At 68.6% G+C, this 14,706-nt stretch carries 10 protein-coding genes and 2 pseudogenes; 8 read left to right on the top strand and 4 right to left on the bottom strand.

The features are described 5' to 3' along the window. Nucleotides 1-2 precede the first annotated feature (2 nt). Complete coding sequence (locus tag BJF87_RS01025) at nucleotides 3-1,511, bottom strand: hypothetical protein (RefSeq protein ID WP_006358474.1); 1,509 nt, start codon at nucleotides 1,509-1,511, stop codon at nucleotides 3-5. A 47-nt stretch (nucleotides 1,512-1,558) separates the two neighbouring features. On the opposite strand from BJF87_RS01025, the gene BJF87_RS01020 reads away from it, so the two are divergent. The 3 genes and pseudogenes from BJF87_RS01020 to purM all read left to right on the top strand — a co-directional run bounded on the left by BJF87_RS01020 (nucleotide 1,559) and on the right by purM (nucleotide 4,941). Continuing rightward, a complete protein-coding gene (locus BJF87_RS01020; RefSeq protein WP_006358475.1) occupies nucleotides 1,559-1,978 on the top strand; it encodes a sterol carrier family protein in 420 nt (139 codons plus the stop codon). A gap of 161 nt (nucleotides 1,979-2,139) precedes the next feature. Next, nucleotides 2,140-3,747 carry an amidophosphoribosyltransferase gene (purF, locus tag BJF87_RS01015; RefSeq protein ID WP_035751821.1) on the top strand — a complete coding sequence of 536 codons (1,608 nt, stop codon included), beginning with the start codon at nucleotides 2,140-2,142 and terminating at the stop codon, nucleotides 3,745-3,747. An 82-nt stretch (nucleotides 3,748-3,829) separates the two neighbouring features. Further along, nucleotides 3,830-4,941, top strand: a pseudogene (gene purM, locus BJF87_RS01010) (phosphoribosylformylglycinamidine cyclo-ligase). Nucleotides 4,942-5,269: 328 nt separating this feature from the next. Here purM and BJF87_RS01005 read toward each other — a convergent pair. The 3 genes and pseudogenes from BJF87_RS01005 to BJF87_RS00995 all read right to left on the bottom strand — a co-directional run bounded on the left by BJF87_RS01005 (nucleotide 5,270) and on the right by BJF87_RS00995 (nucleotide 7,399). Further along, entirely contained in the window at nucleotides 5,270-5,446 is a 177-nt protein-coding gene (locus BJF87_RS01005; RefSeq protein ID WP_005194294.1) for a DUF3073 domain-containing protein, read from the bottom strand. A 94-nt stretch (nucleotides 5,447-5,540) separates the two neighbouring features. Next, nucleotides 5,541-6,217, bottom strand: a pseudogene (locus tag BJF87_RS01000) (MOSC domain-containing protein). A 3-nt stretch (nucleotides 6,218-6,220) separates the two neighbouring features. Next, the gene (locus BJF87_RS00995; protein WP_042376197.1) at nucleotides 6,221-7,399 is read right to left on the bottom strand and encodes a folate-binding protein YgfZ; all 1,179 of its coding nucleotides are present in this window, start codon (nucleotides 7,397-7,399) and stop codon (nucleotides 6,221-6,223) included. 74 nt (nucleotides 7,400-7,473) lie between these two features. Here BJF87_RS00995 and BJF87_RS00990 point away from each other — a divergent pair, with 74 nt between their 5' ends. The 5 genes from BJF87_RS00990 (at nucleotide 7,474) to cydC (ending at nucleotide 14,656) form a co-directional block, all read left to right on the top strand. Next, nucleotides 7,474-8,343 (top strand): aminodeoxychorismate lyase, encoded by an 870-nt coding sequence (locus BJF87_RS00990; protein ID WP_035751815.1) that lies wholly within the window; start codon nucleotides 7,474-7,476, stop codon nucleotides 8,341-8,343. A 207-nt stretch (nucleotides 8,344-8,550) separates the two neighbouring features. Further along, nucleotides 8,551-10,131, top strand: coding sequence for a cytochrome ubiquinol oxidase subunit I (locus BJF87_RS00985; protein ID WP_035751813.1), 1,581 nt, complete (start codon nucleotides 8,551-8,553; stop codon nucleotides 10,129-10,131). A 27-nt stretch (nucleotides 10,132-10,158) separates the two neighbouring features. Then, entirely contained in the window at nucleotides 10,159-11,241 is a 1,083-nt protein-coding gene (cydB, locus tag BJF87_RS00980) for a cytochrome d ubiquinol oxidase subunit II (RefSeq protein ID WP_035751811.1), read from the top strand. Further along, nucleotides 11,238-12,962, top strand: a complete 1,725-nt coding sequence (gene cydD, locus BJF87_RS00975) for a thiol reductant ABC exporter subunit CydD (protein ID WP_051405860.1) — start codon at nucleotides 11,238-11,240, stop codon at nucleotides 12,960-12,962. The genes cydB and cydD overlap by 4 nt, the downstream gene beginning before the upstream one ends. Then, nucleotides 12,944-14,656 carry a thiol reductant ABC exporter subunit CydC gene (gene cydC, locus BJF87_RS00970; RefSeq protein WP_035751809.1) on the top strand — a complete coding sequence of 571 codons (1,713 nt, stop codon included), beginning with the start codon at nucleotides 12,944-12,946 and terminating at the stop codon, nucleotides 14,654-14,656. The genes cydD and cydC overlap by 19 nt, the downstream gene beginning before the upstream one ends. Nucleotides 14,657-14,706: the final 50 nt, after the last annotated feature.

Raw genomic sequence — 14,706 nt, 5'->3', positions numbered from 1 at the left:
CCTCACATGTCCCACGTGTGCACGGGTTCGCCCTCGTGCATGAGAGTCACGTAATCGGCGAGCATGCCGCTCAGCGCCGCCGACCGGCTCTCGCCGGCCTTCTCGCGGGCGGCGACGGCCTCGCGCTGCCACACCGACCCGGTCCGGCGGGTGACGCAGCGTCCCTCGATCACCGACAGATACCGCTTGCGGGCCTTGTCCGAGACGCCGTATGCGCGAAGGCCTTTCTCGGCGAGGGTCAGCAGGCGCCGGAGTACGAGTTCGTCCGGTCGGACCCAGCCGACGTCGGGCCAGTAGAGCTGCGACTCCATGCCGAAATGCGCACCGGACTGTAGGTTCTCCGCGGCCGCGTTGAACGACATCTGCGACCACAGCGGCCGGTCGGCCTCGACGAGCCCGCGGACCACCCCGTAGTAGAAGGCGGCGTTGGCCATCGTGTCCACGACCGTCGGTCCGGCGGGCAGCACCCGGTTCTCGACGCGCAGATGTGCCTGCCCCTCGTGGATGTCGTACACGGGCCGGTTCCAGCGGTAGACCGTGCCGTTGTGCAGCCGCAGCTCGTCGAGCGTCGGGATACGTCCGGCATCGAGTTCGGCCAGCGGATCGACGTCGGTCGAGACGGGTAGGAGAGCAGGGAAGTAACGGGTGTTCTCCTCGAACAGGTCGAAGATGGTGTTGATCCAGCGTTCGCCGAACCAGACGCGTGGCCGGACGCCCTGGTTCTTCAGCTCCAGCGGCCGGGTGTCGGTGGCCTGCTCGAAGACCGGGATGCGACTCTCGTGCCACAGTGCGGTCTCGGCGAGGAACGGGGAGTTGCCGGCCAGCGCCACCTGTATCCCGGAGATCACCTGGGCGGCATTCCAATGCGCGGCAAAGTCTTCCGGGGCCACCCTCAGGTGCAGCTGCAGCGAGGTACAGGCGGCTTCGGGGAGGATCGAGTCGGTGGACGTGTGGAGGCGTTCGGTGTCATGGCCGTCGCCCAGCGGCACACCGCTGATGTCGATCTCGAGGTCCTCGCCGCGGGCGTTGAAGATCTGCTCGTTCAGCAGGTCGTAGCGGGGGTTGGCCGAGATCCACTGATGGGCAAAGTGTTCGGCCTTCAGGGTCGGGAGCATCCCGATCATGACCAGGTGGTTGTCCGTGCGGGCGGCGCGTTCCTCCGCGCGGTTCAACGACGTCCGCAGCGCCTGTTCCAGCGAGATCGTGTCGTCGGTGGTGAAGGGCCGCGGCGAGACGTTGATCTCGATGTTGAACTGCCCGAGTTCGGTCTGATAGTCGGGGTCGGCGATCGCCTCGAGGACGGCGGCGTTGGCCATGGCCGGACGCATCTGCTCGTCGACGAGGTTGAGTTCCACCTCCATGCCGAGGAGGGGTTTGGGTGGCCGCCCCTGATCGGTGAACAGCCCGTCGGCGAGCATCCGCGCGATCGCGTCGGTACCACGACTGACCTGCCGGCGGAACCTCACGCGATCCTCGCCGGTGAACTCCTGTTTGGTCACTTCCGCGCCCATGCGTCACATACTGCCCCAATTCGGGCGGCGTCAACCGCCGTTGCAAGATGACTGACGTGCCCCCGCGTAAGAGACCCGACCCGGCAGAGGTCCGCGCCGCAGTCCTCGCGGTCGCGGACTGGCTCGGCGACGAATCGGCCCCCGCGCCGTCGCGGCCGGCTCTCGCCGCCGCCGTCCGCCTCACCGCCCGCACGCTCGAACACCTCGCCCCGGGCAACTCGGTCGAGGTTCGCGTCCCACCGTTCGTCGCGGTGCAGTGCATCGAGGGCCCGCGCCACACGCGCGGGACGCCGCCCAACGTCGTCGAGACCTCGCCGCGCACGTGGTTGCTGATGGTGACCGGTCTGCTGACCTACGACGCCGCGCTCGGCGCCGGTGAACTCGACGCATCGGGCCACCGCGCGGACCTGGTGGCGGGGCTGCTGCCGCTGGTTCCGCTGGGCCCGGGCGCGTCGAGAACCGAGTGATCCGACGAGTGTGATCCGTCACTCCTGGCGTTCACGTGGAATTACGGCGCTTCGGACACCGCTGGAAGATTCGCTCTGTGAGGCAACGGGCACGTAAACTCCGAAACTGTCTCCCAGCACATTGACGTGTTAACCGATTCGCAGCCCAGGGGAGCTAGTCGATGACTGATCGCTCGATCGCCAACGTGAACCTGCTCGCTCCCACGCCGGCCGGTGGATGCTCCGCAGCCGGTGGGTGCGCGCCCGAACCCGCTCCGCTGGACCAGCCCGAGAACGAACCGCGCGAGGAGTGCGGGGTATTCGGGGTCTGGGCACCCGGCGAGGACGTCGCCAAACTCACCTACTACGGCCTCTACGCGCTGCAGCATCGCGGACAGGAGGCGGCGGGCATCGCCGTCGGCGACGGCAGCCAGGTCGTCGTCTTCAAGGATCTGGGCCTCGTCAGCCAGGTGTTCGACGAGCAGACACTGGGCGCGATGAGCGGCCACGTCGCCATCGGGCACTGCCGCTACTCCACCACCGGTTCGACCACCTGGGAGAACTCGCAGCCGATCTTCCGCACCACCGATGCCGGCACCGGCGTCGCGCTCGGTCACAACGGCAATCTCGTCAACACCGCCGATCTCGCCGCCCGCGCTCGGGAGAAGGGCATCAAGAGCTCCGCGGCGACGTCGGACTCGGATGTCGTGGGTGCGCTCCTGGCGCACGGCGCCGCCGACAGCTCGATCGAGCAGGCCGCGATGGAGCTGCTGCCGACTCTCAAGGGCGCCTTCTGCCTGACCTTCATGGACGAGCACACCCTCTACGCGGCACGTGACCCGCACGGTGTGCGTCCGCTCTCGCTCGGACGCCTCGACCGCGGCTGGGTCGTCGCTTCGGAGACCGCCGCCCTCGACATCGTCGGCGCCTCCTTCGTCCGCGACATCGAACCCGGTGAGCTGCTGGCCATCGACGCCGACGGCGTGCGCACCAAGCGCTTCGCCGAGCCGACCCCGCGCGGCTGCGTCTTCGAGTACGTCTACCTGGCCCGCCCGGACTCCAACATCCACGGCCGGTCGGTGCACTCCACCCGCGTGGAGATCGGCCGCCGCCTGGCCAAGGAACACCCTGCCGAGGGCGACCTGGTGATCCCGGTCCCGGAGTCGGGTGTGCCCGCGGCCGTCGGCTTCGCCCAGGGCTCGGGCATCCCCTACGGGCAGGGCCTGATGAAGAACGCCTACGTGGGCCGCACCTTCATCCAGCCGTCGCAGACGATCCGTCAGCTCGGCATCCGGCTCAAGCTCAACCCGCTGCGCGAGGTCATCCGCGGTAAACGACTCGTCGTCGTCGACGACTCGATCGTGCGCGGCAACACCCAGCGCGCCCTCATCCGCATGCTGCGCGAGGCCGGTGCCGCCGAGGTGCACGTGCGGATCGCCTCCAGTCCCGTGCGCTGGCCGTGCTTCTACGGCATCGACTTCGCCTCCCCGGCGGAACTCATCGCCAACGGCATGGAGTCCGAGGAGGGCATGGTCGAGGGCGTGCGCCAGGCCATCGGCGCCGACTCGCTCGGCTACATCAGCATCGACGAGATGATCGGTGCCACCGAGCAGCCCGCGTCGAACCTGTGCGCGGCCTGCTTCGACGGCAACTACCCGATCGAACTGCCCGAGGAGACCTCCATGGGCAAGGCGGTCCTGGAGCAGATGCTGGCCTCCGCCGCACACGACGGAACGGTCGACCCGCTCACCAAGCCGAACGACAACGTCAGCGCAGTGATGCGTCCCTGAATCCGGGGGCAGGGCACTCCGGTACCGTGTGATCGTCGGCGAACACGTCGAGAACAACTTTTGACAAGGGGTGCTTGCGGAGATGACGGAGCGGGATGCGGCGGCCGACGAGACGACGGGCGCTACGCCGCCGGCCTCGTACGCGGCGGCCGGAGTCGACATCGACGCCGGTGAACGAGCCGTAGAGCTGATCACCCCGCACGCGAAACGTGCCTCGCGCCCCGAGGTCCTCGGCGGGCTCGGTGGCTTCTCGGGCCTCTTCGCGCTGAAGGGCAACTACCGCGAGCCGGTCCTCGCCGCCGCCAGCGACGGCGTCGGAACCAAGCTCGCCGTCGCGCAGGCCATCGACAAGCACGACACCGTCGGACGCGACCTCGTCGCCATGTGCGTCGACGACCTCGTCGTCTGCGGCGCCGAGCCGCTCTTCCTGCAGGACTACATCGCCGTCGGCAAGGTCGTCCCCGAGACCGTCGCCAGATCGTCGCCGGCATCGCCGACGGCTGCGTCGAGGCCGGATGTGCGCTGCTCGGCGGCGAGACCGCCGAACACCCCGGACTCATGCAGGACAACCACTACGACCTGTCGGCCACCGCCGTCGGTGTCGTGGAGGCCGACAAGGTCCTCACCCCCGACCGTGTCCGTGCCGGTGACGTCGTCATCGCCATGGGATCGTCGGGCCTGCACTCCAACGGCTACTCGCTCGCCCGCAAGGTGCTGCTCGAGTGGGGCCACATGGATCTCTTCGGCCACGTCGAGGAGTTCGGCCGCTCGCTCGGCGAGGAACTGCTCGAGCCGACCCGCATCTACGCCCGCGACTGCCTGGCGCTCATCGCCGAGGCGGACGTGCGGACCTTCGCGCACATCACCGGCGGCGGCCTGGCCGAGAACCTGGCCCGCGTCATCCCTCAGGGCCTCGTGGCCGAGCTGGAACGCAACACCTGGACCCCGGCCCCGATCTTCGCCCTCATCGGGCAGCGCGGACGCGTCGAGCAGCTCGAGATGGAGCGCACCTTCAACATGGGTGTCGGCATGGTCGCGGTCGTCGCACCCGAGGACACCGACCGCGCACAGGCGGTCCTGACGGCCCGGCACGTCGACAACTGGGTGCTCGGCACGATCAAGCGGTCCACCGACCCCAAGAGCACCGAGGCAGGCTCGCGCGTCTCCCTGGTCGGCGAGCACCCGCGCTTCTGAGAGTCACGGGCGCACAGCGCCTCTCGCACCGACGCCAAAGCGGCGGGGACCTTCGGGTTCCCGCCGCTTTCTCGTTGTCAGACGCGTCGATCGCACCCTACCGCTGGACACCACAGAGCAGCGATGCTCATCGCCGGTTGTCGCCGCGGCGAGCACCGCTGGATGTCGAGAAACGACTCCGCACGCATCAGACGGCCGCAGTCACCTGCGGCCGTCTGATACCTACGAAAACATCAACCCGCGTTACCGCGGGTCCGCTGAGCGGAGAGGTCGTGGCGGGGTGAGATCTGGTGTCGCCGATGAGGCCGGCACCCACGAGTGGTGCGCCTCAGGCGCGTCGCCACTCGTCCTCGTCCAACCACTCATCCACCGGATCCGGACGATCTACCGAGCTGGTCTGCCCGGACAGCTCACGCTGCAGGCTTTCGAGATCGGTGTTCGGAGTGGAGTACTTCAGCTGACGAGCAACCTTCGTCTGCTTTGCCTTTGCCCGGCCGCGGCCCATACGGGACCCCCTCGCAAAATGACGGGGCGGCCAACGATTTGGCGGCCCCGTTCTCTTGAAGTAATTCTGTCGTGCTGACCAGTCTAGCGCGCCTTCAGGACTTGTGTGCCGCGCCCTGCCTCGCCGCGCCGCCCGATCTCTTCACCTTGCTCATAATTCGCTGCGCCTCGCGTCGGACCTTGACCGGCAGATCGTCGGCGGCGAGCAGCGTGGCGATCGACTCGGGGTCGGCGTCGACGAGCAGTTGCCGGACCCGCACACCGTGATCGGGACGGTGGATCACTGTCACCGAATCGCCCGCGGCCACCGTACCGGGCTGCAGAACGCGCAGGTAGGCGCCGAAATCGGCCTGGTCCATGAACCTCTTAACCCACCTGGCTCATCCGCCCACACCGCGAAGGTCCGGCACGGTACACGAGGGATGGTGGTCTCGAGGAGGAGTCCGTCGTCACCGACCTGCCACCGCTCACCCACGAAGGCGTCGGTGACGTCGATCCCGTCTATCCGGAGGTTCTCGCCGAACCAGCCGTAAGGAAGCTCACGTCCGAGTTCCTCGGACCAGCGTCGTGCGTCGGGTTCGGCGTAGGCGTACACCGCCTGATCGACGCCGCCGTGATGCCTGCGGTTGCGCTGGTGATCGGCGGCCAGTCCGAGCTCGTGCACGTCGGCGCGGCCGGCCAGAGGGCGCTTGTCGATCGCGGACGGGCCGATCTTGTCGAGGACGACATCATGGCCGGCCGCGCAGACGGCCAGCACGGTTCCGGTGTCCACGCGTCAGGTGCCCGGGGTGGCCGAGCCGCTGCGCAGCCGCTCGACGGCGGCGCGACCGGCCTGGACATGATCGTCCTCGCGGACGGAGTCCGGATCGATGCGCGCGCTCAACGGTTCCTCGGCGCCGATCGTCAGTTCGACGTCCGCACCGACGTTGCGTTTGACGAGCGCGAGCGCGATGGGGCCCCACTCGTAGTGGTCGATGACGGTGCCGAGACGGCCGACGGTGCGGCCACCCGCGGTGACCGGGTCGCCGGTCGTCGGACGCTGATCCGAGCTGCCGTCGAGATGCAGAAGTACCAGGCGTCGCGGCGACTTGCCGAGGTTGTGGACACGGGCGACCGTCTCCTGGCCGCGGTAGCAGCCCTTGTCCAGATGGACGGCGCCCTGCTCGGCCGGACCACCGATCCAGTCGACCTCGTGCGGGATCGTCCGTTCGTCGGTGTCGGCACCCAGCCGGGGGCGGCGGGCGGCGACGCGCAGCGCGTCGTACGCCCAGCTGCCCGCCATCCGGGCGCCGGCCTCGACGAGTGCGTCCCACCAGCGCAGCAGGACGAACTCGGGCAGGACGAGGTCGACGACCGGCAGGTCGCGGTTCTCGCCGAGGGGTGGCATCCGTCGCCAGAATCCCAGCGGCTCGTCCTCGTGATGCGTCTCCGGCAGGTTGCCCGCCTGGTAGACGTCCGCGTCGGCGGGGATCTCGAGCAGCTCGACGACCGGTCCGGTCACCGCGCCGGGACCGACGAGGGTGAGTACCTTCATGTCTGTTCGCGGGGCCGGCTGCGCCTTGGCCCAGAACACCATCTTGGCGAGGAACCCGGCGAGGGCCTCGCCGCGTACGCCCTCGGTGTCGACCCAGGTGACGCCGTCGATGTCGGTCAGGACGAAGTGTTCCTCGACGCGGCCGTTGGCGTCGAGAGACAGATTCTCCGCGCTCCGGCGGTCGGGGAGTGCGGCGACGTGCTGGCTCGAGATGGTGTGCAGCCAGCTCAGGCGTTCCTCGCCGGGGATCTCGACGACGGCGCGGTCGGAGCGGTCGACGACGATGACCCCGGTGGCGGCGGCTCTCTGTTCCCCGAGTGGATCACCGAAGTGCCACGGGGTCTCCGATGAGTGGAACTCGCCGGGGCCGGGGACCGCCCCGCCCTCGGAATGCCTGGTCAGGATGGGTGAACGGCTCACGGGTCGATTCTACGGGTCGCTCGCGCACCAGGGGTGTGGAGCCGGGGCCGGGCGGTCGTGGGAGCCTCTTATCCATGTCGGATTCGATCCTGCTCACCCTCGACGGCACCCAACACGATGCCGATGCACCGTTCCTGCACGCCGACGACCTCGCGGCGGTGCGCGGCGACGGCGTCTTCGAGACCCTGCTCGTCCGTGCCGGCCGGGCGCGTGGGGTGCGCCTGCACCTCGAGCGCCTCGCCCGTAGCGCGACCGCGATGGAGCTGCCGGCACCGGACCCCGACGAGTGGCGCGCGGCGGTCGAGAACGCGGTCAAGCTGTGGACTGCCGAGCACGGGACGTCGGACGAGGCGTTGCTGCGTCTGGTCTACACCCGTGGGCGCGAACACGGGTACGCCCCGACGGCCTACCTGACCGTGGAGCGGGTGCCCGAACGCGTCGCCTCGGCGCGCGCCGACGGTGTCTCGGTGGTCACCCTCGATCGCGGCTTCTCCATCGACCTGGCCGCCAGGGCGCCATGGCAGCTGCTCGGGGCGAAGACGCTGAGCTATGCGACCAACATGGCCGCGCTCCGGCACGCCGCATCCGAGGGCTACGACGACGTCATCTTCGTCAGCAGCGAGGGGGCGGTGCTCGAGGGGCCGCGATCGACGGTGGTCGCGGTGTACGGGGACTCGCTGGTCACCCCGCCGACGGAGATCGGCATCCTCGCCTCGACGACTGCCCAGGCCGTCTTCGATCTCGCCGATGCGGAGGGCTGGAAGACCAAGGTCGAGATCCTGCGCCCGGAGGATCTCGTGGCGGCCGACTCGGTCTGGCTCGTCAGCAGCGTGACGCTCGCGGCCCGGGTCACCCATCTCAACCGGTACGTGATGCCGGTGCCGGCCGACGCCGACCGGTTTTCCGATTTGGTGGACCGAGCCATCGCCGCGGAAGACAATTGATCCCGGTCACTCACACATGATCCCGGGCCCGCGTCACACCTGTTCGCGGGTGAGAGCGAATGCACCAGCGACAGTGCAGTGATGGGACTTTTGGCGCTTGAACAGGGTCGGTGACCAGGCGTAACGTCGCGCCCAGGGCCTACTACTAAAAGTAGTAGGCGACGTCGGCACCCGCCGGCTCAGCCGGTGACCTGATTCGAGGCATACATGGACGCTCTGGACGTCTCCAGATGGCAATTCGGTATCACGACCGTCTATCACTTCATCCTGGTGCCGCTGACCATCGGTCTCGCACCGATGATCGCGGTGATGCAGACGGTGTGGCACGTCACCGGCAACGAGCAGTGGCTGCGCGCGACGAAGTTCTTCGGCAAACTCTTCCTGATCAACTTCGCGTTGGGTGTCGCGACCGGCATCGTCCAGGAGTTCCAGTTCGGCATGAACTGGAGCGAGTACAGCCGATTCGTCGCGGACGTGTTCGGCGCCCCGCTCGCGATGGAAGGGCTCGTTGCGTTCTTCCTCGAGTCCACCTTCATCGGACTCTGGATCTTCGGCTGGGATCGGCTGCCGCGCAGGGTGCACCTGGCGTGCATCTGGCTCGCCTCGATAGGCGTCATCGCCTCGGCGTACTTCATCATCGCGGCGAACTCGTGGATGCAACACCCGGTGGGCGTGGTGTGGGACGACACGCGAGACCGGCCGAGGATGAACGACTTCTGGGCGGTGATCACGAACAGCACGACACTGGCGGCGTTCCCGCACGTGATCGCCGGTGCCTTCCTCACCGCAGGCACCTTCGTCGCCGCCATCGGTTGTTGGTGGATGGCCCGGAACATGTGGCGCGCCAAGAAACTCCGTGTGGCCATCGACACCGGTGACACCTCGGAAATGCCCAAGACGACCTCGCCGAGCCACATCGACGCCACCCCCGAGGATCTCGAGCTCGACGCCCGACGCTTCTGGCGGCCGGTCACCCGGTTGGCTCTCTGGATCGTGATCGCCTCCGGTGTGGGGTTGTTCATCACCGGCGACATCCAGTCGCAGATCATGTTCAACCAGCAACCGATGAAAATGGCTGCGGCGGAATCTCTGTGCGAGACCCAGACCGGCGCCGGATTCTCCGTGCTGGCCATCGGGCGGCAGAACAACTGCGACAACATCGAGCACGTCATCGAGATCCCGAAGATGCTCTCGTTCCTGGCCGACCACAGTTTCGACAGCACCCTGCAGGGCGTCGAGGAACTGCAGCAGCAGTACACCGAGGCGCTCGCGGGACAACCAGGTGTGCCCGCAGGGCAGAACTTCGCCCCGAACCTGTTCGTCACCTACTGGAGTTTCCGGGCGATGATCACCTGGGCTCTCGGGTCGGTCGTGGTGGCGCTCGGGGGACTCTGGCTCACGCGTCGCAAGCGAGTCGTCGAATCCCGCAAGTTCGGCACTCTCGCGCTGTGGATGATCCCGACACCGTTCCTGGCCAACAGCTCTGGCTGGATCTTCACCGAGATGGGACGTCAGCCGTGGGTCGTTGCGCCCAACTGGGAGAACGACCTCGACCCGATGCGGATCAACATGCTCGTCCAGAACGGGGTTTCGAACCACTCGGCGGCGACGGTGTGGGTGACGCTGATCGGCTTCACCCTGCTCTACGGCGCGCTGGGTGTCGTGTGGTTCATGCTCCAGCGGCGATATGTCATCGAGGGGCCGGCGACCTATGACTCCAGACCGCCGGGACATTCCGACCCCGACGCGGACAGCGGTGAGCCCAAACAGCTCTCGTTCGCGTACTGACGGCCGACCCAACCATAGGAGAGACCAGTGGGACTTCCGGAAGTCTGGTTCCTGATCATCGCGGTGCTGTTCGTCGGCTACTTCGTCCTCGAGGGGTTCGACTACGGCGTCGGGATGCTGATGCCCTTCCTCGGCCGCAGCCACACCGGCGGCGATGCACGGGTGGCGTCCGATGAGCCGGCCGCCGACCCCGATACCCGTCGGCGGGTGCTGCTCAACACGATCGGACCGGTCTGGGACGGCAACGAGGTGTGGTTGATCACCGCGGGTGGAGCGTTGTTCGCCGCCTTCGGCGGCTGGTATGCAACCATGTTCTCCGCCTTCTACTTCGCGCTGTTCCTGATCCTGATCGGCCTCATCACGCGGGTCTGCGCCATCGAGTGGCGCGGCAAGATCGACAACCCGCGATGGCGGATGTGGTGCGACGTCGGGATCGGACTCGGCTCCTGGATTCCGGCCATCGTGTGGGGCATCGCCTTTGCCAATGTCGTACGCGGTCTGCCGATCGACGCCGACGCGCAGTACACGGGCGGATTCTTCGACCTGTTCAACCCGTATGCGCTGTTGGGCGGGCTGACCACGTTGCTGGCCTTCCTGACCCACGGCGCCGTCTTCTTGTCGTTGAAGACCGACGGCGCGCTTCGCGAGGACTCGATGCGCTACGCATCGCGACTGTCGATCCCGGCGCTGGTCGTCGCGGGGGCGTTCCTGTTGTGGACGCAGTTCGCCTACGGCAGTGCGTGGACCTGGATTCCGGTGCTGACCGCCGCGGTCGCCGCCCTGGTGATGGTGGGTGCCACCCAGGTGCGCAAGGAGGGCCTGGCGTTCGCCGCGACCTCGATCGCCATCGTGGGCACCGTGGCGGCCCTGTTCGGGTCGCTGTACCCCGACGTGCTGCCGTCGACGATCAATCCGGCGTATGACCTCACCATCGACAACACCTCGTCGAGTCACTACACCCTCGTCGTCATGACCTGGGCCGCCGTTCTGGTCACACCCGTCGTGATCGCCTACCAGGCCTGGACCTATTGGGTGTTCCGCAAGCGCCTGTCCGTGGAGATCATGCCCAAGCCGGCGGGGCTGCGATCCCTGCGCGCCTTCGGCGAGTGACGCCGCTGGAACGGTCGGCGGCCACGCGGCGGGGTGCGGCCCGGCCGCCGGTCGATCCGCGCCTGCTGCGGTATTCACCGACGACCCGGCGCTACGTCGCGGTCACCGCGGCGTTCGCCGTCGCGCAGGTGATCGCGATCATCGTGGCCGCGGGTACGGCCGCCTCGATCCTGTCGGAGCTGATCGTCTTCCCGGAGGAGCGGTCCTTCGACGCGCAGTGGGTGCACCTGGTCGTCCTCGCGGTCGCGATGGCGGCCCGTGCCGCGATGGCTTATGGGCACGACCGATATGCGCACCGCGCGGCCGAACAGGCGATCGCGGAATTGCGGGCCGAGGCACTCGATGTGCTCACCGATCCGCGTCGGACCGCACCGCGAACGCTGCTGACGCTGCGTGAGCATGCGGCGACCGTGCTGTTGCGGGGACTCGACGCGCTCGGGCCGTATCTGTCCGGATACCTGCCGGCGCTCGTGGCCGCGGTGATCCTCACGCCTACGGTGACCGTGGTGATCGCCTTCGCCGACTGGCCGTCGGCGCTGATCATCCTGATCACGTTGCCGCTCATCCCGATCTTCATGGTCCTGGTCGGGCTCATGACCCGGGATCGCACCAGCCGCAAGCTGGCGACGATGAGCAGGCTGACCGCGCAGCTGCTGGATCTGATCGCCGGCCTGCCGACGCTGCGGGCACTGAACCGGGCCGAGGCCCCGGCCGCCCAGGTGGCCGAACTCGGTGAGGCACACCGGCGTTCCACGATGAGTTCGCTACGGGTGGCGTTCCTGTCCGGGGCCGTCCTCGAGCTGCTCGCCACCCTGTGCGTCGCACTGGTCGCCGTGGGCATCGGTCTGCGCCTGGTGTTCGGCGAGATGTCGCTCTACGCAGGTGTTTTCGCGTTGATCCTGGCGCCCGAGGCGTATCTGCCTCTCCGACGCGTCGGCGCACAGTTCCACAACTCCGCCGACGGCGTCACCGCCGCCGGGGAGGTCTTCGAGCTGATCGACTCTCCCGAGGACGCGGCGCCGATGCCGGTCAGCGGTGGCCGGGGCATCACCGTTGCGGGCGCGCCGATCACCATCCTCGACCTCGGGGTGCACGGTCGTGACGGCTGGGCGCCGGAGTCCCTGCGCGCGACCATCGCGCCCGGCTCGCTCACGCTCTTCACCGGCCCGAACGGGTCGGGGAAATCCACGACCCTGGCCGCCATCATGGGTTTGGTGACACCGGACGACGGGTCGGTGCTCATCGGGTCCATCCCGGTCACCCATGCCGATCCCGAGTCCCTGTACGAACAGATCGCCTGGCTGCCGCAGCAACCGGTCGTCGTGCCGGGCACGGTCGGCGAGAACGTGGAACTGTTCGGCGCCCTCGACCGCGACGCCGCCGACCGGGCCGCGACGGCCAGTGGATTCGACTCCGTGGTGCTCGAGCTGCCGAACCGTCTCGACACCCGGCTCGGCGCGGGCGGCGTCGGACTGTCCGCCGGCCAGCGCCAGCGACTCGCGCTGACACGAGTGCTTGCATCCCCGGCTCCGCTGCTGCTCCTCGACGAGCCGACCGCCCACCTCGACGAGGACTCCGAACGTGCGGTGCTCACCGCGCTCCGCGAGCGCGCACGCGCCGGTGACACGGTCATCGTGGTGGCCCATCGGGGGATCGCGCGTGAATTCGCCGATCAGGTCGTCGAATTCGACGGAGGTGTGCCATGCGCGACGACCCACTGATCCGGGCGCTCGGATTCCTCGGCCTGCGCCGTGGCGCGGTCGCCAAGGCCCTGCTGCTCGGCGTCGGCGGTTCGCTGTCGGCGCTCGGCCTCGCGGCGCTGTCCGCGTGGCTGATCACCCGCGCGTGGCAGATGCCGCCGGTGCTGTACCTGTCGGTGGCGATCACCGCCGTTCGGGCACTCGGCATCTCGCGCGGCCTGTTCCGCTACCTCGAACGGCTCGCCACCCATGATCTCGCCCTGCGTGCGATGACGACCGCCCGCGAACGGGTGTACACGGCCCTCGCGACCGGTTCGCCCGCCTACTCGGTCACTCTCCGGCGCGGAGATCTGTTGACCCGCACGGGCGATGACATCGACGAGATCGGCAACGCGCTCATCCGCGGACTCATCCCCATCGGCGTCGGGGTGACGACGGCCGTGGCCGCGGTCGTCGTGATGGCACTGGTCTCGCTGCCCGCCGCCGCAGTGCTCGCCGTCGCGCTCGTCATCAGCGGTGGCGTCGCCCCGTGGCTCGCGGCGCGCGGTGGCGCCTCCACCCTCCGGGACGGGTCGCGCGCGGCCACCGAATCCGCCGAGGCGACGACGACCACACTGTGGCACGCCTCCGAACTCGTCGTCGCGCGTCGGCGTGGAGAGCTGCTCGAGACCGCTGCAGACGCCGACCGCCGGCATCTCGCGGCCACCGATCGGGGGCGTCGGCTGGAGGCGGCAGCCGCTGCGGCCACCCCACTCGCGATGGGTGCGTCACTCGTCGCGGCATGTGTGATCGCCATCCAGTTGGCATCGCAGACAACCGGTTCCCTCGCCGGGATCGCCTCCGGCGAGGGGCTCACCCCGATGATCCTCGGCGTGCTGGTCCTCCTGCCGCTGTCGGCCTTCGAGTCGACCGCGCCGCTGACCGAGGCCGGATTGCAGATCGAGCGCAGTCGCCAGAGTGCCGCTCGGGTCATGGCTCTCGTCGACGGTGCGCACGCCGCCGACGGCACCGGGCCGTCCGGTGCGGATGTGGCGGTCCACCGTGGGATGGTCGAGGTGTCGACCGACGGACTGCGATGGGGGCGCGCGGAACGGAACGTCCTCGGACCCGAGGACGGCCTCGACCTCGACCTGCGGCCGGGATCGAGGCTGGCGGTCGTCGGACCCAGCGGAGTCGGCAAGTCCACGCTGCTGCTCACCCTCGCCGGCCTGCTCGATCCCGTCGACGGGGACATCACCTGTGTCGACACGTCGAGCCGTGGGCCCGTCGAACTCCGTTCGGCCGGTTGCTACTTCGCCGAGGAGGCACATCTCTTCTCGACATCGGTCCGCGAGAACATGCGCGTCGCGCGCGGTGACGCCACCGACGAGGAGATCCTCGCGGCCCTGACGACCGTCGGCCTCGACGGTTGGGCCGCAAGGCTTCCCGACGGTCTGGACACCACCCTGACCGGCGGTGCCGACGCCGTCAGCGGCGGCGAGCGCCGACGCCTGCTCCTCGCTCGTGCACTACTCCACCCGGCACCGATGGTCCTGCTCGACGAACCGACCGAACACCTCTCCGCCGACGATGCCGCCGGCCTGCTTAGACGCCTCCTCGGCGTCGAGGACGACCTCTTCGGACCCGATCGCATCGTCGTGGTCGTGACCCACCAGCTCCCCGCGGACGTCGGCGACGCGCGGGTGGTGGAACTGGCGCCGGTCGCCGCCCACTGACGGGGGTACCCCATCGCTCCTCGCACCTCAGGCAGCAGTGGGACAACGGA

The organism is Gordonia sp. CNJ-863 (genome assembly GCF_001942325.1).
GTDB lineage: Bacteria > Actinomycetota > Actinomycetes > Mycobacteriales > Mycobacteriaceae > Gordonia > Gordonia alkanivorans.
The sequence above is the reverse complement of the archived record's forward strand: the minus strand, read 5'-3'. Positions and strand labels throughout refer to the sequence as shown.